Annotated in this window: 16 protein-coding genes; 8 read left to right on the top strand and 8 right to left on the bottom strand. The window is 63.5% G+C overall.

The window, feature by feature from the left end; all coding sequences use genetic code 11:
* Window positions 1-44: 44 nt before the first annotated feature.
* From FJ434_RS04365 to FJ434_RS04355, 3 genes are all read left to right on the top strand, one after another.
* Window positions 45-1,421, top strand: a complete 1,377-nt coding sequence (locus FJ434_RS04365) for an aspartate aminotransferase family protein (protein WP_140748964.1) — start codon at window positions 45-47, stop codon at window positions 1,419-1,421.
* Between the two features lie 32 nt (window positions 1,422-1,453).
* On the top strand, window positions 1,454-2,839 hold the full coding sequence (locus FJ434_RS04360) for a glutamine synthetase family protein (protein WP_181165948.1): 1,386 nt from the start codon (window positions 1,454-1,456) through the stop codon (window positions 2,837-2,839).
* A 117-nt stretch (window positions 2,840-2,956) separates the two neighbouring features.
* The gene (locus FJ434_RS04355) at window positions 2,957-3,682 is read left to right on the top strand and encodes a UdgX family uracil-DNA binding protein (protein ID WP_281406150.1); all 726 of its coding nucleotides are present in this window, start codon (window positions 2,957-2,959) and stop codon (window positions 3,680-3,682) included.
* Window positions 3,683-3,790: 108 nt separating this feature from the next.
* Here FJ434_RS04355 and FJ434_RS04350 read toward each other — a convergent pair whose 3' ends face one another.
* The 4 genes from FJ434_RS04350 to FJ434_RS04335 form a co-directional block, all read right to left on the bottom strand.
* Window positions 3,791-5,056 carry a glycerate kinase gene (locus FJ434_RS04350; RefSeq protein ID WP_140748961.1) on the bottom strand — a complete coding sequence of 422 codons (1,266 nt, stop codon included), beginning with the start codon at window positions 5,054-5,056 and terminating at the stop codon, window positions 3,791-3,793.
* Window positions 5,053-5,556, bottom strand: a complete 504-nt coding sequence (locus FJ434_RS04345) for a heme-degrading domain-containing protein (RefSeq protein ID WP_140748958.1) — start codon at window positions 5,554-5,556, stop codon at window positions 5,053-5,055. The genes FJ434_RS04350 and FJ434_RS04345 overlap by 4 nt, the downstream gene beginning before the upstream one ends.
* A gap of 214 nt (window positions 5,557-5,770) precedes the next feature.
* Window positions 5,771-7,087: a guanine deaminase gene (guaD, locus tag FJ434_RS04340; RefSeq protein WP_140748955.1), complete on the bottom strand. Its 1,317-nt coding sequence runs from the start codon at window positions 7,085-7,087 to the stop codon at window positions 5,771-5,773.
* A gap of 2 nt (window positions 7,088-7,089) precedes the next feature.
* Window positions 7,090-8,307 carry a urate hydroxylase PuuD gene (locus FJ434_RS04335; protein ID WP_140748952.1) on the bottom strand — a complete coding sequence of 406 codons (1,218 nt, stop codon included), beginning with the start codon at window positions 8,305-8,307 and terminating at the stop codon, window positions 7,090-7,092.
* A gap of 132 nt (window positions 8,308-8,439) precedes the next feature.
* On the opposite strand from FJ434_RS04335, the gene FJ434_RS04330 reads away from it, so the two are divergent.
* Window positions 8,440-9,360, top strand: coding sequence for a LysR family transcriptional regulator (locus tag FJ434_RS04330; protein WP_140506764.1), 921 nt, complete (start codon window positions 8,440-8,442; stop codon window positions 9,358-9,360).
* Between the two features lie 40 nt (window positions 9,361-9,400).
* Here FJ434_RS04330 and xdhC read toward each other — a convergent pair whose 3' ends face one another.
* From xdhC to uraH, 4 genes are all read right to left on the bottom strand, one after another.
* Complete coding sequence (gene xdhC, locus FJ434_RS04325; RefSeq protein WP_140748949.1) at window positions 9,401-10,345, bottom strand: xanthine dehydrogenase accessory protein XdhC; 945 nt, start codon at window positions 10,343-10,345, stop codon at window positions 9,401-9,403.
* A 64-nt stretch (window positions 10,346-10,409) separates the two neighbouring features.
* Complete coding sequence (gene xdhB, locus FJ434_RS04320; protein ID WP_140748946.1) at window positions 10,410-12,773, bottom strand: xanthine dehydrogenase molybdopterin binding subunit; 2,364 nt, start codon at window positions 12,771-12,773, stop codon at window positions 10,410-10,412.
* Window positions 12,773-14,254 carry a xanthine dehydrogenase small subunit gene (gene xdhA / locus FJ434_RS04315; RefSeq protein ID WP_140748943.1) on the bottom strand — a complete coding sequence of 494 codons (1,482 nt, stop codon included), beginning with the start codon at window positions 14,252-14,254 and terminating at the stop codon, window positions 12,773-12,775. Before xdhA ends, xdhB begins: the two co-directional genes overlap by 1 nt.
* Before the next feature lie 3 nt (window positions 14,255-14,257).
* Window positions 14,258-14,632, bottom strand: coding sequence for a hydroxyisourate hydrolase (gene uraH / locus FJ434_RS04310; RefSeq protein ID WP_140748940.1), 375 nt, complete (start codon window positions 14,630-14,632; stop codon window positions 14,258-14,260).
* A gap of 204 nt (window positions 14,633-14,836) precedes the next feature.
* On the opposite strand from uraH, the gene puuE reads away from it, so the two are divergent.
* From puuE to FJ434_RS04290, 4 genes are read left to right on the top strand one after another with little or no spacing between them, the layout of a single operon-like run.
* On the top strand, window positions 14,837-16,255 hold the full coding sequence (puuE, locus tag FJ434_RS04305) for an allantoinase PuuE (protein ID WP_140506773.1): 1,419 nt from the start codon (window positions 14,837-14,839) through the stop codon (window positions 16,253-16,255).
* A gap of 9 nt (window positions 16,256-16,264) precedes the next feature.
* On the top strand, window positions 16,265-17,128 hold the full coding sequence (locus FJ434_RS04300) for a bifunctional allantoicase/(S)-ureidoglycine aminohydrolase (protein ID WP_140748937.1): 864 nt from the start codon (window positions 16,265-16,267) through the stop codon (window positions 17,126-17,128).
* Complete coding sequence (locus FJ434_RS04295; RefSeq protein WP_140748934.1) at window positions 17,125-17,628, top strand: ureidoglycolate lyase; 504 nt, start codon at window positions 17,125-17,127, stop codon at window positions 17,626-17,628. The genes FJ434_RS04300 and FJ434_RS04295 overlap by 4 nt, the downstream gene beginning before the upstream one ends.
* The gene (locus FJ434_RS04290) at window positions 17,628-18,221 is read left to right on the top strand and encodes a nucleoside deaminase (RefSeq protein ID WP_140748931.1); all 594 of its coding nucleotides are present in this window, start codon (window positions 17,628-17,630) and stop codon (window positions 18,219-18,221) included. The genes FJ434_RS04295 and FJ434_RS04290 overlap by 1 nt, the downstream gene beginning before the upstream one ends.
* The last annotated feature ends 37 nt before the right edge of the window (window positions 18,222-18,258 follow it).

Here is an 18,258-nt window from a genome sequence, read left to right as displayed (position 1 = left end):
TGCGGAGGTGGATTGGCTAAGAGGAACGTGCCAGAGGGGTTTTCATGCGCAGCGACAGTTCAAAAACCATCGGCGGTATCAGCCGCGACCGCATCGGGCAATTGCGCGAGACGGAAGGTGCCGTATTCCGCAAGGCGCGGCCAAAATCGCAGGCCAAGGTCGGCAACGGTGTTCCCGGCTTCTTCGGCGGCGTGCCGATGCACTGGATGAACGACTGGCCGACGCCGTTTCCGATCCTGGTCGACAGTGCCCGCGGCGCCACGATCACCGATATGGACGGCAACAAGCTCGACGATTTCTGCCTCGGCGACACCGGTTCGATGTTCGGCCATTCGCCTCCGCCGGTGGCACGCGCCATTCGCCGCCAGGCTGGGCGCGGCTTGACTTACATGCTGCCTTCGGAAGACGCGCTCGCCATCGGGCCGCTGCTGCAGCAGCGCTTCGGCCTGCCTTTCTGGCAGATCGCGACCACGGCGACCGACGCCAACCGGTTCGCGCTACGCGTCGCCCGCGCCATCACTGGGAGAGAAAAAATCCTGGTCTTCAACGGCTGCTATCACGGCTCGGTGGACGAGACGATGGTGCGGCTGATCGACGGCAAACCAATCAACCGGCCCGGACTGGCGGGCGAATTCCGCGACCTGACCCGAACGGCCAAGGTCATCGAATTCAACGATGTCGCCGCTCTCGAAGCGGCGCTGAAGGACAGGGATGTCGCTTGCGTCATCGCCGAGCCGGTGCTGACCAATTCCTGCATGGTGCTTGCCGATCCCGGCTACCATGATGCGCTGCGAAAGTTGACGCGCGAAGCGGGCACGCTGCTTTTGATCGACGAGACGCACACGATCTCGACCGGCCCGGGCGGCTACACCAGGAAATATGGGCTGGAGCCGGACTTGTTCGTGCTGGGCAAGCCGATTGCCGGCGGCGTGCCGGCGAGCGTCTGGGGGATGAGCGAGGAGGTCGCGTCGCGCTATGCCGACTACAACAGGACGAAAGAGCCTGGCTATTCCGGCATGGGCACGACGCTGTCGGCCAACCCGCTGCAGTTCGCGGCGATGCGCGCCACGCTCGAGGAGGTGATGACGCAGGAGAATTACGACCGCATGGATCATCTGGCGCGGCGGCTCGATGCCGGGCTGACCGGCGTGATCGATCGCTATCGCCTTACCTGGCATGTCTCCCGTGTCGGGGCCCGCGTCGAGTTCATCTGCGCGCCCGGCCCGCTGTGCAATGGCGCCGAGGCCGAGGGTGCACATGCACCGGAACTGGAGGCCGCCATCCATGTCGCGCTGGTCAATCGCGGCGTGCTGATCGCACCCTTCCACAACATGATGCTGATCTCACCGGCAACGTCAGGCGCCCAGGTCAACCGGCTGATCACCGCTTTTGGCTCGGTTGCGGCAAAGCTTGCGGCATGAGACAAGCCACCAAGCCAAACCCGAGTTCCATCATGACTTCACCTTCGGGCTCGACGCCCACCGAGGCGCAAGCCTTCCTCGACGCCCATCCCGAGGTCGAGGCCTTCGATATCGTGCTGACCGACGCCAACGGCGTCGGGCGCGGCAAGATCGTGCGCCGGCATGAGCTGAAAAGCATTTTCGAAGGCGGCCGGCATATGCCGATCTCGATCCTCGGCCTCGACATCACCGGCGAGGATGTGCACGAAACCGGGCTGATCTGGGACAGCGGCGATGGCGATCTGAGGGCCTGGCCGATTCCCGGCACGCTGGTGCCGCTTTACGGCACGAACCCGCCCCGCGGCCAGGTGCTGATGGCGATGCACCATCTCGACGGCCAGCCAATGTCGTCGGACCCGCGGCTGGCGCTTGCCCGGCAGGTCGACATACTGGCGGCCAAGGGCCTCCATCCGGCTGGCGCCTTCGAGCTGGAGTTTTTTCTGCTGGCCAATGAGCGCGATGTCGAGGGCAAGGTGCAGCCGGCGCGCGCGGTGCTTGATGGCCGCGTCTCGGGCAAGACGGAAGTCTATTCCGTCGACCATCTGCACGGCATGGAGCCGCTGTTCTCCGACATCTACGCCGCCGCCAAGGCGCAAGGCATTCCGGCCGAGACGGTGATCTCGGAATATGCGCCTGGCCAGTACGAATTGACGCTGAACTACCGCAAGGACGTGATCCGGGCGGCGGACGATCTGGTCATGCTGAAGCGGCTGGTGCGGGCGCAGGCGCGCCGCCACGGCGTCACCGCCTGCTTCATGGCCAAGCCGATCGAGAAATATGCCGGCTCCGGCATGCATTTCCATGTCTCGCTGCAGGACAAGGACGGCCGAAACGTCTTTTCGGAAGCAGCCGGCGAGAACTGGTCGTTGCCGCTGCTGCGTGGCCTCGGCGGGCTGATCCAGACCATGGCGGAATCGATGCTGGTGTTTGCGCCGCACGCCAATTCCTGGCGCCGCTTCGTCTCGCAATCCTATGCACCGGTCGCGCCGACCTGGGGCGTCAACAACCGCTCGGTGGCGCTGCGCGTGCCGGCGGGCGATGCGAAAAACCGGCGCATCGAACATCGTCCGTCCGGCGTCGACGCGAACCCCTATCTGATTGCGGCCACGGTACTCGCCGGCATCGTCAAAGGCCTCGATGAAGGGCTCGATCCAGGCCCCGAAACGACCGGCAATGGCTATGAGGCGTCCGTCACCCGTACGACGATGCCGGCCGATTGGCGCGCCGCCATCGAAGCAGCCAAGGCGTCCAGCTTTCTGAAAGGCGCGCTCGGCGAGGACCTGCACCGCACCTTCGTGGCGATCAAGCAGTCCGAATACCTGCGCGTGGCGCGCACGGTCAGCGAACTGGACTATCATCTTTACCTGCACGAAGTCTGATGGCTGCGTGACCCGGCGACGATCACTTTTTCGCCGTTGTCATCAAAATGAGGTGGCGTATCGGCCTACCCATAGAAATATTGGCGGAACCTTCCCGAGGGCTCGCTCATTCCTGACTTGATCGCGAGAGCGGACAAGGCCGCCAGAGATATGATTGCGAAGATGCCGACAACGCCGGCGCCGCACCACGCCAAGGTGCAGGCGAGGCACTGGCCGAAGCAGCAGCCAGCCGAAACCCCTGATGACGATGCCGCGGACACGGTTTCCGAATTGCGAGAGGTGGCCAAGGGATGCCGCCGCTGTCCGCTTTGGCGCGATGCGACGCAGACGGTATTCGGTGAAGGGCCTGACAATGCCAAGGTGATTTTTGTCGGCGAACAGCCGGGCGACCAGGAAGACATCGCCGGCCAGCCATTCGTCGGCCCGGCGGGCAAGGTGTTCGATGCCATATTGGACGATGCCGGGGTCGATCGCCTGAAGGTCTACGTCACCAACGCGGTCAAGCACTTCAAATTCGAGCCGCGCGGCAAGCGGCGCATCCATTCCAAGCCGAATGTCGGCGAGGTTCAAGCCTGCCGCTGGTGGCTCGACCAGGAGTTTGACCTGATCAAGCCGAACGTCGCCGTGGCGCTCGGCGCTACGGCGGCGCTGTCCCTGCTTGGCAAGGCGATACCGGTGACCAAGATGCGCGGCCAGGTGATCGAACGCGAGGATGGCTTGCGGGTCTTCATCACCATCCATCCCTCCTTCATCCTGCGCATTCGTGATCACGCCGACAAAGAGGCCGAACGCGAGCGGTTCTTGCAGGATATGAAGCAGGTGAAGCGGCTTATGGCCGCGTGATTACGGTCTAAAGCGCGTCGCGTCGAAACGGACTTATGCGACGCGCTTTAGGTCTTTGTTTTGATGAATGTCCTTCCCCCAAAACCGAGGTCACTTGGGCGACATGCATTAGCGGACGAGAATTGCCCTGAGATCATTCACGTTCGTGCCGGTCGGGCCGGGCACGAAGAGATCGCCGACGGCATTGAAGGCCGTCCAGGCGTTGTTGCCGGCGAGCATCGCCTTGGCATCCACGCCCGCCGCGCGCATGCGCGAAACGGTCGAGCCGTCGGCGAAGGCGCCGGCATTGTTTTCCGAACCGTCGATGCCGTCGGTGTCGGCCCCCAAGGCATGAATACCCTCCATGCCATTGATGCCGATGGCGAAGGCGAGCAGGAATTCCGAGTTGCGGCCACCCTTGCCTTTGGCCCGCAAGGTCACGGTGGTCTCACCGCCAGAAAGGATCAGAACCGGCTTTTGGAAGGGCCGGTTGCGCGTCGCCACTTCGCGGGCAATCGCGGCGTGGACGCCGCCGACCTCGCGCGCTTCGCCTTCAACGGCATCGGAGAGGATGACGGCTTCTATGCCTTGCCGCCTCGCTTCCACTGCTGCCGCTTCCAGCGACACACCGGCGGAGGCGATCAGATGCACTTCGTTACGCGCAAAGCGCTTGTCGTCGGGATCTGGCGCGTCGGCCGCAGGCGACCGGATGTGCGCCATGACCGCGTCCGGCAGTTTCATGCCATAGGCTGATATCGAAGCCAGGGCATCTTCACGGCTGCCGGTATCGGGAACGGTTGGGCCGGACGCGACAAGGGCCGGATTGTCGCCGGGGATGTCGGAGACCACCAGCGACACCACCTTGGCCGGCCATGCGGCGGCAGCCAGCCGGCCGCCCTTGATGGTGGAGAGATGCTTGCGGATGGTGTTCATCGCCGCGATCGGCGCGCCGGAGGCGAGCAGCGCCTCGTTGACGGCGATCTCGTCGGCCAGCGTCAGGCCGGCGGCTGGAGACGGCAGCAGCGCCGAACCGCCGCCGGAGATCAGCGCCACGACCAGATCGTCCGCTGTCAGCCCTTGCACCTTGTCCAGCAGCCGCCGCGAGGCCTCGAGCCCGGCGACGTCCGGCACCGGATGCGCCGCCTCGATGATCTCGATGCGCTCGCATTTGGCACCATAGCCGTAGCGGGTGACGACCAGCCCTTCGATCGGGCCATCCCAGACCTTTTCGAAGGCCGCAGCCATCTGCGCCGAGCCCTTGCCGGCGCCGATGACGATGGTGCGGCCCCTTGGCTTGGCCGGCAAATGGTCGCGGATGGTACGCTCCGGATCGGCGGCGGCGACGGCGGCATTGAAGATCGAGGTAAGAAAAACCTTGGGATCGGGCACGGTCATTCGGGGTCCGGGGACAGCGCCAGCTCGCGCCTGTCCATGCCCAGGTGATCGCACAGCGCATCGACCACCACGCCATGATCCTGGCGCTCCGGCAGGCCAGACACCGCGATCACACCGATGACACCGGCGCCCTTGACCGTGACCGGGAAGCCGCCGCCGGCCAGCACGTAGTCAGCAATATCCAGCCCCTCGCCGATCTTGAAGGTGCGGTCAGGACGTTGCTGTTCAAGCACCAGACGGTAAGTGCTTCTGAGATAGCGCTTCACGACATTGGTCTTGCGCCGCGCCCAGTCGGGGTTGGAAGCGTTCGAACCCGGCATGGCGGCATAGAAAAGCGGCCGGTCCCATAGCCTGATGTCGACGATGATCGGCAGGTTCTCGGCCATTGCACGACCACGGATGGCTGCGCCTATCTCGAAGGCGACGGCCTCGTCGAAGGCTGCGAAGACAAGTGTCTCTTCCTGTCTCTTGATTAGAGCGATGTCGTCAGCAACGGCCATGTCTCTTTTCTCCGAAAATCGTGACGTGTCGTTTGTACGACAACATCGGCCGGGTCAAGCTTGCATCGCGGCGCGGCCTCATCCGGCCGCTGCGCGGCCGCGTTCTCCCGGTTGGGAGAAGAGCCTGGCGCCAGCGCCGGCGGCCTCCTCTCTCCTTGGGGAGAGGCCGGATTGCCCCGAATTGCCCTTCGCAATTCGGTTGGCAAGACGGGGTTCACCCCGCGATCATGTCGCTCTTGGCCGCGCGCCCCGCCACATAGACCTCGCGCACGGCGCGGTCGTCGCCAAGCGTCTGCAGCAGAAACAGTTCCTGCGCCAGCGTCTCGACCGTTTCCATCCTGAGCCGCATGGCGGGCGTCGCCCTGGCATCGAGCACGACGATGTCTGCATCGGTGCCTTCCTCCAGCGTGCCGATCTTGTCCGCCACCGACAGCGCCTCTGCATTGCCGCGCGTGATCTGCCAGAAGGACTGGAACGGGTTCAGCTTCTCGCCATTGAGCGCGATGACCTTGTAGCCCTCGTCCATGGTGCGCAGCATCGAATAGCTTGTGCCGCCGCCGACATCGGTGGCGGCCCCTATGCGCAACGGCTTGTCGCGGCGACGAAAGCGCTGATAGTCGAACAGGCCGGAACCGAGGAACAGGTTCGAGGTCGGGCAGAACACAGCCACCGAACCGCTGTCCGACAGCGCGTCCGCCTCGCGCTCCGACAAATGAATGCAGTGGCCGAACAGGCTCTTTTTGCCCAGCAGCCCATAATGCTCGTAAACATCGGTGTAGTCGCGCGACCAAGGGTAGAGTTCCCCGGTGAAGGCGATCTCGGCGTGGTTTTCCGACAGATGCGTCTGCATGTGCAGGTCGGGATGTTCGCGGCACAACGCGCCGGCCATCTCCATCTGCTCCGGTGACGAGGTGATGGCGAAACGTGGCGTGATGGCATAAAGCTGGCGGCCCTTGCCGTGCCATTCGGCGATCAGCGCCTTGGTGTCGTCATAGCCTGATTGCGGCGTATCGAGCACGCCTTCGGGCGCGTTGCGGTCCATCATCACCTTGCCGGCGATGTTGAGCATATCGCGCGCATGCGACTCGGCGAAGAAGGCTTCCGCCGACGCCTTGTGCACCGAGCAGTAGGCGGCAACCGTGGTGGTGCCATGGCGCACCGTCTCGTCAAGGAACAGGCGCGCGATGCGGCGGCCATGCTGGGCGTTGGCGAATTTTGTCTCCTCGGGAAAGGTGTAGGTGTTCAGCCAATCGAGCAGTTCGGCGCCATAGGACGCGATGACCTGCATCTGCGGGAAATGCACATGGGCATCGATGAAGCCCGGCAGCAGCAGATGCGGCCGGTGGTCGATTTTTTTCGCCGTCTCACCGGCCTGTTTCTCGACATCGGCATAGGCGCCTGCTGCAACGATCCTGCCGTCGCTTATCAGCAGCCCGCCATCCTCCTCGTAGCGCCAGGCGGAGTGGTCGTCGATGGTTTGCGGCCAGCGCACGAAGGACAGCGTGCGGCCACGCAGAAGTGTCAAGGTCATGCTTATTTCCCCGCGCCTTCGAACCACGCCACCAGCAACCCCCGTTCCTTGTCGGTGATCTGGCTGACATTGGCTGGCGGCATGGCGTGGCTGCGGCCGGCCTGCAGATAGATCTCGCGGGCATGCTCGGCGATGCCGGCGTCCGTATCCAGCATCACCCCCTTGGGTGCGTGATAGATGCCTTCATAGACCGGCTCCTGCGCATGACACATCGAGCAGCGGCCGAGCACGGTGTCACGCACCGCCGGGAAATGCGCCGATGCCATATAGACCTCAGCCGCGGCGGAGGCCTTGGGCTCGCCAGTCAGCACCTTCGGCACGGTCGACAGCCAGATGATGATGAGGAACAGGACAAGGGCACCCAGCCACGTCCAGTGCGGATTGCCGGCACGCTTGTGCACGGTGTTGAAATAATGCCGGATCAGGACGCCGATGATGAACACCAGCGAGGCGATGACCCAGTTGAACTCGGTGCCGAACGCCAGCGGATAATGGTTCGACAGCATCAGGAACAGCACCGGCAACGTCAGATAGTTGTTGTGGAGCGAACGCTGCTTGGCGATCTTGCCGTATTTCGGGTCCGGCTTGCGGCCGGCGATGAGGTCGGCGACGACGATCTTCTGGTTGGGAATGATGACCATGAAGACATTGGCCGACATGATCGTCGCGGTGATGGCACCCAGATGCAGGAAGGCGGCGCGGCCGGTGAACAGATGCGTCAGCCCCCAGGCGATGAACACCAGCACGCCATAGAGCACCAGCATCAGGCCGGTATCGCTTTTTCCGAGCGGCGAGCGGCACAAGAGATCATAGACCACCCAGCCGACGCCGATCGTCGCCATCGACAGCAGGATGCCGACCGGTACCGACATCGGCAGCACGTTGGGATCAATCAGGAACAGGTCAGCGCCGGCGTAGTAAACCACGCACAGCATCGCGAAACCGGACAGCCAGGTGGCGTAGGATTCCCATTTGAACCAAGTCAGGTGTTCCGGCATCTCGGACGGCGCCACCAGATATTTCTGGATGTGGTAGAAGCCGCCGCCATGCACCTGCCATTCCTCGCCGAAGGCGCCGACCGGCATGTCCGGGCGCTGGCGCAGGCCAAGATCGAGTGCGACGAAGTAGAAGGACGAGCCGATCCAGGCGATGCCGGTAACGACGTGCAGCCAGCGCACGGCGAAGCTCAGCCAGTCCCAGAAAATCGCGAAATCCGTCATTGAAGTCGTCCCTGCCGATCCGGTGACTTTACGGTGTGGTGCGCAAACGAAAAGAGGCGAGGTGTACGATGACTTTCAAAAAAAATTGGAAAATACTAGGTTGATGGCCACAAACCGGCGAAGGTGCTCCGCATGGCCTATCTCGACAACATCGCCGTCTTCGTCCGCGTCGTCGAGCTCGGCAATCTGTCGGCGGCCGGCCGCGACATGCGTATTTCGCCGGCTGTCGCCTCCAATCGCATCAAGGAACTGGAGAAGCATCTCGGCGTGCGGCTGTTCAACCGCACCACCCGACAGTTGATGCCAACAGAACACGGCACCGTTTTCTATTCCGGCGCCAAGCAGGTGCTGGAAGCGATCACCGAGGCGGAGGCTGCCGTCTCGGCGCTGTCCGGCCAGCCGCGCGGCACCATCCGCGTCACCGCGCCGCTCGGTCTCGGGCGACGGCTGGTGGCGTCGGGCATTCCCGATTTCCATGACAAATATCCTGACATCGAGGTGCGGCTCAGGCTCTCGGACCACAATGTCGACATCATGAAGGAAGGCATCGACGTCGCCTTCCGGCTCGGCATCATCGAGGATTCCAGTCTTCGGATGCGTGGCATCATGGAATGCGAACGCGTGCTGGTCGCCGCACCAAAATATCTGGAGGCGCGCGGCGAGCCGATGGAGCCGCAGGAGCTGATCGGCAGGAAACATGACTGCCTGATGCTGCGCTATTCCGGCGCGCGCGAATATGTCTGGACCTTGCAGACCCCAACCGGGCCACAAAAGTTCGAGGTACACGGCCCCTACGACACCGATGATGGCGACGTGCTGACCGGTTGGGCGCTGTCAGGGCGCGGCATCATCAACAAGCCGCGCTTCGAGGTCGAGCCTTTCATCCGCGACCGCCGGCTGAAGGTGATCCTGAGCAATACGCCACCAACGCCGGTGCAGTTCGCGGCCGTTTATCCGCACAAGAAGCTGCAGGATCCCAAGGTGCGGCTGCTGCTCGATTTCATGGCGGAGCGCTGCCAGCGGCTGATCAAGGACATTCTGGCCGGCAAGTAGGCGGAAGAGCGAACTGGCCTGCAAGTGATCGCCTCGTGGCTTATCCGATCCGGTTGCCTTGCGTGAAAGCCAGCCTAGCCTGGTCTAGCCGGGCCATCACCCTGCCCTGCAGAGCCCGATGATCCGCGGTCACGTAGCTGACCAGCGCGGTCATGATCTCGGCGGCGGCCAGCGCGGCGATGACGGGCGGGCGCTTGTCCTTGACCGCATCGCCGCCGATCGGCGAGACGAGGCGGGCGAATTCAGCCCCCGTACCGTCCGCCGACTTCAGGAACCAGCTCCTGAACGTGGCTTTCTTGGTCTTCGAGCCGATCATGCCGACATAGGCCGCGTCGTCGCGTTTCAGCGCTTCGGCGACGATCAGGAAATCGAGCGCATGGTCATGAGTGAGGATGGCGAAGGCGGTGCCGGCCGGGGCGTTGCGCACCTCGGCCTCCGGCATGGGGGTCAGCCGTGTCTCCACGGTTTCCGGCATTCCTTCCAGCGCCTCGGCGCGTGTTTCGATGACGACGCCGCGCACGGGAAGGAGCGCAATGGTCGACGCCAGCGCCTGGCCGACATGACCGCCGCCGAAAATATAGACATGCGGCATATGAGCTTCCTCGGCTTCCGCCGCCGCGACCAGTTCGGCGGCCAATGCGGTATCCACCAACCGGATCAGCACCTCGACCCGCCCGCCACAGCACTGGCCGATTTCGGGGCCGAGCGGGACGTCAAGCGTGGTGCGGACTTCGTCGACCGCGACGCGGGACGTCGACTGCAGGCGGTTGGATCCACCCGATGGCGCCACCATCTGCCGCGCCTTGTCGATGGCCATGTATTCGAGTTGACCGCCGCCGATCGTGCCAAAGATCGCCGTTCGCGAGACGAGCATTAAGGCGCCCTTCTCACGCGGTGTCGAGCCCTTGGTGCCGGCCACTTCGACCAGGGCAAGACGGCCGGCGCCGCCGAGAAAGGCCTTCAGGTTTTGTACTTTCGAGGTCATGGTTTCACGGTTCCCGAATGGGAAATATAGGCTTTTTCGGTCCGAATTGCACGTTCTGCCCGATTCAGGCGCCAGCCTTGATCGCTTTCTTCAGCCGCTCGATTGCCATCAGCACGCGTTCCGGCGTTGCCGGGGCGTCGAGGCGCGGGCAGATCTTGTGGTCGGCGACGCTGGCCACTGCGTCCGACAGGGCGTGCAGCACCGCCATGCCATGCGGCAGCGGCGGTTCGCCGACCGCCTTGGAGCGATGGATGGTCGGTTCATAGGCCTGCGACCAGTCAGTCAGCGCCACGTTGAAGATCTTCGGTCGGTCCGACGCCAGCGGGATCTTGTAGGTCGACGGCGCATGCGTGCGCAGCCGGCCCTTGTCGTCCCACCACAATTCCTCCGTGGTCAGCCACCCCATGCCCTGGATGAAGCCGCCCTCGACCTGGCCGAGGTCGATGGCCCGGTTCAACGAACGGCCGCAATCGTGCAGGATATCGGCGCGCTCGACGACATATTCGCCGGTTAGCGTGTCGACCGACACTTCGGCGCAGGCCGCGCCATAGGCGTAGTAATAAAAGGCGTGGCCCTGGCCCTTGCCGCGGTCCCAGTGGATTTTCGGCGTCTTGTAGAAGCCGGCTGCCGAGAGCTGCACACGCGCAATATAGGCCTGCTTGACCAGATCGTTGAAGCTGACCTCCTGGTTGCCGACGCGCACCCGGTTTGGCAGGAACACCACCTGGTCGACAGGGATCTGGTATCTCTCGGCCGCAAAGTCGGTCAGCCGCTGGCGGATCTGGCGCGCCGCGTTCTGTGCCGCCATGCCATTGAGGTCGGCGCCCGAGGACGCCGCCGTCGGCGCGGTGTTGGGCACCTTGGCGGTGGTGGTGGCGGTGATCTTCACGCGGTCGAGGTCGATCTGGAATTCCTCGGCCACGACCTGCGCCACCTTGAGGTGCAGGCCCTGCCCCATTTCGGTTCCGCCATGGTTCATGTGCACCGAGCCGTCGGCATAGACATGCACCAGCGCGCCGGCCTGGTTGGACTCGGTCTTGGTGAAGGAAATGCCAAACTTGACCGGCGTCAGTGCCAAGCCGCGCTTGATGAAGCGGCTGTTGGCGTTGAACGCGGAAATCTCGCGACGGCGGCGTGCATAACTGGCGCTCTCTTCCAGTTCCGCCACGATGCGCTGGATGATGCAGTCCTCGACCTTCTGGTGATAGGGCGTGACGTTGCGGCCGCCGATCGCTTCCATCGGATCGTAGAAATTCAGCTTGCGGATCTCGAGCGAATCCTTGCCGACCGAAAAGGCGACCTCGTCGATGACGCGCTCGGCGCCGATCATGCCTTGCGGGCCGCCGAAGCCACGAAAGGCGGTGTTGGAGACGGTGTTGGTAAAGAGCGGCGCCGATTTGGCCAGCACCGCTGGATAGAAATAGGCGTTGTCGCAGTGGAACAGCGCACGATCGCCGACCGGGCCGGACAGGTCGGCTGAAAAGCCGCAGCGCAAAGCGTAGGTGAAGTCGACGCCAAGGATGTTGCCCTCGTCGTCGAAGCCGACCTCGTAGTCGATGGCGAAATCATGCCGCTTACCGGTGGCGGTCATGTCCTCGTCGCGGTCGAGCCGGATCTTGACCGCGCGCTTCAGCCTCTTGGCGGCAATGGCGGCGATCGCGGCGCACTGATTGGCCTGCGTTTCTTTGCCGCCGAAGCCGCCGCCCATGCGGCGCACCTCCACCGTCACCGCGTTACTCGGCACGCCGAGCGTGTGGGCGACCAAATGCTGCGTCTCGCTCGGCCCCTGGGTCGAACAGTAGACGGTCACCTCGTCGTCCTCGCCGGGGATGGCGAGCGACACCTGGCCTTCGAGGTAGAAATGGTCCTGGCCGCCAAGCCACATGCGGCTCTTGATGCGGCGGGGCGCTGCCTTGATTGCCGCGGCCGCATCGCCGCGCTTCAGGACCAGCGGCGTGGTCACCTGTTTGTCCTTCGTCGGATCAAGGTCCCAGATGTCGATCACGGCGGGAAGCTCGTCATACTCGATCCTGGCCAGGCGCGCGGCGCGCCGGGCTGCCTCGCGCGTCTCGGCAATCACCGCGAAGATCGGCTGGCCGAAGAACTGCACCTTGCCTTCGGCGAGCACCGGATCGTCATGCATGTTGCTGGGCGAGACATCATTTTCGCCCGGTACGTCGGCATAGGTGAGCACGTCGACGACACCAGGGGCCGCGCGCACCTCCGAGAGGTCGACGCTTTTCAGAACGCCATGCGCCACCTTGGACAGGCCAAGGCCGGCATGCAGCGTGCCGGCCGGTTCCGGCATGTCGTCGATATAGACGGCGCCGCCGCTGACATGCTTGTGGGCGGAATCATGCCGCTGGTCGGTAGCGATGCCGCCGACGATCTTCTCGGCTTTGAGGTTTGATGTGGCGTGCTTGTTCATCAGGCCGCCTCGCTGCGCGATACCTGCACCGGCACCTTGGTGCCCGTGGTTTCCACATAAAAGCGCAACAAAAGGTTTTTCGCTGCCAGCGCTCGATATTCGGCGCTCGCGCGCATGTCGGTGAGCGGCGTGAAGTCCTTGGCGTATTCGGCCATCGCAGCCTCCACCGTCGCTTCGCTCCAGGCCTTGCCGATCAAAGCCTGTTCAACGGCCGTAGCCCGCTTCGGCGTTGCCGCCATGCCGCCATAGGCGATGCAGATATCGGCCACCGTGCCGTCCTTAGCCAGAGCCAGGCAGAAGGCCCCAAGGGTCGCGGTGATGTCCTCGTCGCGGCGCTTGGTGACCTTGTAGACGGCGAATTTCACGTCCTTTGCCGGCACCGGCACATGCACGGCCTCGACGAACTCGCCTGGCTGGCGGTCCTGCTTGCCATAGGCGATAAAGAAATCCTGCAATGGGATCGTGCGCCGCGTCTTGCCCTTGCGCAAAGTCAGCCGTGCGCCGAGTGCGATCAACGGCGGCGGCGTGTCGCCGATCGGCGAGCCGTTGGCGACGTTGCCGCCGATCGTGCCCATGTTGCGAACCTGTTCGCCGCCGATGCGGTCGAACAACGGCCCCAACGCCGGGATGCGTTTCGACAGTGTCGAAAAAGCTTCGGTATAGGTGACGCCGGCGCCGATCGATATGACACTATTGTCTTCCGTGATGGTGCAAAGCCCCGGCAGATTGCCGATGAAGATCGCCGGCGAGATTTCGCGCATATGCTTGGTCACCCACAGGCCAACGTCGGTCGAACCGGCGACGACGGTGGCGGTGGGTTCTTTTTCGAAGACGGTCGCGAAATCGTCGGCATCGGTCGGCACGACCAGCCGCGTCCTGCCGGAGCCCATCTCGATCCTGGCGCCGTCGCGCAACGCCTGCAGCCGTGTCGTGATGTCCCGGCGCTCCGCCGCCAGCGGATCCTTCGCCGCCTTGCCATAGCTCGAGATGGCGTGCGCGGCGCGCATGATCGCCTCGTAACCGGTGCAACGGCAGAGATTGCCTTGCAAGGCTTTTTCGATGGCCGCGTTCGAAGGGTCCGGTGATTTCATCCACAGGCCATAGAGCGACATGATGAAACCCGGCGTGCAGAAGCCGCATTGCGAGCCGTGGAAATCGACCATCGCCTGCTGCACAGGATGCAACTGGCCAGCTTCGCCACGCAGATGCTCGACCGTCACGACATGGGTGCCGTCGAGCGAGCCGAGGAAGCGGATGCAGGCATTGACGCTTTCATAGACCAGTCCGGCGGCCGAAAGCTTGCCGATGAGCACGGTGCAGGCGCCGCAATCGCCCTCGGCACAGCCTTCCTTGGTGCCGCGCAGCGAACGGTCGAGCCGCAGCCAGTCGAGCAAGGTCGCATCGGGCGCCACGGATGACAGCGCGATATCCCTGCCATTCAGAATGAAGCGGATTTCGTTGCGGATGTTGACCTTGGCCATGCCTCAGCTCCCCCTGTAGGTGGAATAGCCGTACGGCGAGATCAGCAATGGTACATGATAATGCACCGCCTCCGCCATGCCGAAGCGGATCGGCACGCTGTCCAGGAAGGCAGGCGCGGGCAGCTTCGTGCCCTGGCCGCGCAGATAGTCGCCAGCCGCGAACACCAGTTCGTATTCGCCGGTGCGGAAGTCGGCACCCGCCAGCAGCGGCGCGTCGCAGCGGCCGTCGGCGTTGGTGGCGACCTCCTTCAGAAGCGTGCGATCGGCACCGTCGAGACGGTAGAGCGCGATCGACAATCCCGCCGCCGGCCTGCCGGTCGCGGTATCCAGGACATGGGTCGTCAGACGCCCGCCATCGGCTTTCGACGTTTCTGCCATTGGCCGCCTCCCATTTTCCAATACGAATAAATTGGTCGGTACAATCGAGCACTAACGATGAATTGTGCGCCAATTAAAGGCGATGCATAAGTCCCGGTCGAGCGGAGTGCGACAAAAACACTTTCAAAAATTTTGAGGGGAATGCGAGAAGCACCCTTTCGATATCCTGATTATACTTAGGGTGATGCCGGGCGCGGAGGGACGATGCGTTACACCAGGGACATGCGTGGCTACGGAGCCAATCCGCCGGATCCGAAATGGCCTGGCGGCGCGCATGTCGCCGTGCAGTTCGTCGTCAACTACGAAGAGGGCGGCGAGAACTGCGTGCTCCACGGCGACAAGGCTTCGGAAGCCTTCCTGTCGGAAATCGTCGGTGCGGCGCCGTGGGTGGGCCAGCGCCACTGGAACATGGAATCAATCTACGAATATGGAGCGCGGGCCGGCTTCTGGCGGCTGCTGCGCCTGTTCAGCGAAGAGCAAGTGCCTGTGACCTGCTATGGCGTCGCCACGGCGCTCGCGCGCTCACCCGACCAGGTCACGGCCATGCAGGAAGCCGGCTGGGAAATCGCCTCGCACGGGCTGAAGTGGATCGATTACCGCGATCACGACGCCGAGGACGAGCGCCGCGACCTCGAAGCGGCGATCAAGCTGCATTACGAGGTGACCGGCCAGCGCCCGACCGGCTGGTACACGGGCCGCACATCGGTCAACACGGTGCGGCTGGTGGCCGAAGAAGGCGGCTTCGATTACGTCTCGGACACCTATGACGACGAACTGCCTTACTGGTTCGAGCATGCGGACGGCACGCAGCTCATCATCCCCTACACGCTCGACGCCAACGACATGCGCTTTGCCACGCCGCAGGGTTTCAACTCGGGCGACCAGTTCTTTGCCTACCTCAGGGATAGTTTCGATACGCTCTATGCCGAGGGCAAGGCAGGCAGGCCGCGCATGATGAACATCGGTCTGCACTGCCGCCTCGTCGGGCGGCCAGGCCGGGTGGCGGCGCTGAAACGCTTCGTCGATTATGTCAAATCGCACGACAAGGTCTGGCTGGCACGGCGCATCGACATCGCCAAGCACTGGCAAGAGAACCATCCCTATAAGCCGGCCGCTCTGCGCCCGTCGAAAATGGAATTCGAGACGTTCGTTCACACCTTCGGCGGCGTGTTCGAGCATTCGCCCTGGATTGCCGAACGTGCCTACGAGCTGGAGCTCGGCCCGGCGCACGACACGGCCGGCGGCGTGCACAATGCGCTCTGCCGTATCTTCCGTTCCGCCAGCGAAACCGAGCGGCTCGGCGTGCTCAACGCCCATCCCGACCTCGCCGGCAAGCTGGCCAAAGCCAGGCGGCTGACGGCGGAATCGACCAGGGAACAGGCTTCCGCCGGTCTCGACGCGCTGACCGACAAGGAGCGTGAATTGTTCTCCAAGCTCAACGCCGCCTACGTCACCACCTTCGGCTTCCCCTTCATCATCGCGGTGAAAGGCAAGACAAAGGAGGAAATCCTCGCCGAATTCGAAGCCCGCATCGGCAACGGCCGCGGCGTCGAATTCGAAACCGCCTGCAAGCAGGTCGAGCGCATCGCGCTGCTCCGCCTCAAGGACATGCTTCCACAATAGGTTTGAACCATGGATACGATCAGGATGCCCGAGCGCACCTATTATGCCCCACAGGGCGGCCATCCCGGCCAGAACGAACTTCTGACCGGACGCGCCGTCTTCACCGAGGCCTATGCCGTCATTCCCAAGGGCGTGATGCAGGACATCGTCACCAGCGCCTTGCCGTTCTGGGACAAGACGCGTGTCTGGATCCTGTCGCGGCCGCTGTCCGGCTTCGCCGAGACGTTTTCGCAATACATCGTCGAGGTCGCGCCCGGCGGCGGCAGCGACCGGCCCGAGCCCGATGCCGGCGCCGAGGGCGCCCTGTTCGTGGTCGAGGGCGAACTGACGGTTCTGCTCGACGGCAAGAAGCATAGCTTGAGCCCCGGCGGCTTTGCTTTCCTGCCGCCTGCCAGCGGCTGGACAGTCCGCAACGAAAGCAAGGCGGCTGTCCGCTTCCACTGGATACGCAAGGCATATGAGGCAGTCGACGGCCTCGAGATTCCCAGGGCCTTCTTCGCCAACGAACAGGAGATCGCGCCGACGCTGATGCCGGGCACCGAAGGCCGCTGGGCAACGACGCGGTTCGTCGATCCCGCCGATCTGCGCCACGACATGCATATGACCATCGTCACGCTCGAGCCAGGCGCGGTCATTCCTTTCGCCGAGACACATGTCATGGAACACGGGCTCTATGTGCTCGAAGGCAAGGCTGTCTACCGGCTCAACCAGGACTGGGTCGAAGTCGAGGCCGGCGACTATATGTGGCTCCGCGCCTTCTGCCCGCAGGCCTGCTATGCCGGCGGCCCCGGCAAATTCCGCTATCTGCTCTACAAGGATGTCAACCGGCATGCCAAGCTCGGCGGGGCTGGCATCGCGAAGCGGACGTCATGACCCGCATCGTCGCGCGGCCGCTTACCCGTGAGGCCTTTGCCGAATTCGGCGACGTCATCGACATGGGCGGCGACAATCACTATCCGATCAATGGCGGCAAGGCCGAGCGCTACCACGCCCTCGCCACCGCTGAAGCTGCAGGACATAACGCCCGCGTGCTGATTTCCATGGTACGCGGCACGCCCTACGAGATGCCGCTGAAGCTGACCATGGTCGAGCGTCATCCCTTGGGCAGTCAGGCGTTCATCCCGCTGTCGCCGCGTCCGTTCCTGGTCGTCGTCTGCCATGACGGCAAGGAGGGGCCGGGCGAACCACATGCCTTCATCACCGCACCGGGGCAAGGCATCAACTATTCCCGCAATCTGTGGCACGGCGTGCTGACGCCCATCGGAGAGCCTCAGGATTTTTTGATCGTCGACCGTGGCGGCGACGGCGCCAATCTCGAGGAATTCCATTTCTCGCACGCCTACGAGATCCATATCCCCGACGAGAGCTTGTGATGACCGACATTTCGCTGATCGACCGCCTGCTCGACGTGATCGAGCACGAAATCGTGCCGAAGACGGCAGAAGGCGTCGCGCACGGCAACAAGCTGTTCGGCGCGGCGATCCTGCGCAAGGGCGACCGGTCGCTGGTGCTGGCCGAAACCAACAACGAGATGGAAAACCCGCTCTGGCATGGCGAGGTGCATTGCCTGAAGCGCTTTTACGAAATGCCCAAGGCCGAACGTGTCGACACGAAAGATGCCATCTTCATTGCCACGCATGAACCCTGTTCGCTCTGCCTGTCGGCGATCACCTGGACCGGCTTCGACAATTTCTACTATTTGTTCAGCCACGAGGATTCGCGCGACAGTTTCGCCATCCCGCATGATCTCAAAATCCTGAAAGAGGTCTTCACCCTCGACCCTGGCGGCTACAACGCCGAGAACGCCTATTGGAAAAGTTTTTCGATTCGCAGGCTGGTGAGAGCGCTGCCCGAGGTCGAGCGCCAGCGGCTGGAGGAGCGGATCGGCAGGATTTCCGGACGCTATGACGAGCTGTCCGGCGCCTATCAGGCGAACAAGGCCGAAAACGACATTCCGCTAAATTGACGCGGACCTCATATGAATGGAACTTGAGTTGCCACCT

The sequence above is a fragment of the Mesorhizobium sp. B2-5-13 genome, assembly GCF_006440535.1.
Lineage (GTDB): Bacteria > Pseudomonadota > Alphaproteobacteria > Rhizobiales > Rhizobiaceae > Mesorhizobium > Mesorhizobium salmacidum.
This window is presented reverse-complemented; position numbering and strand designations above follow the sequence as displayed.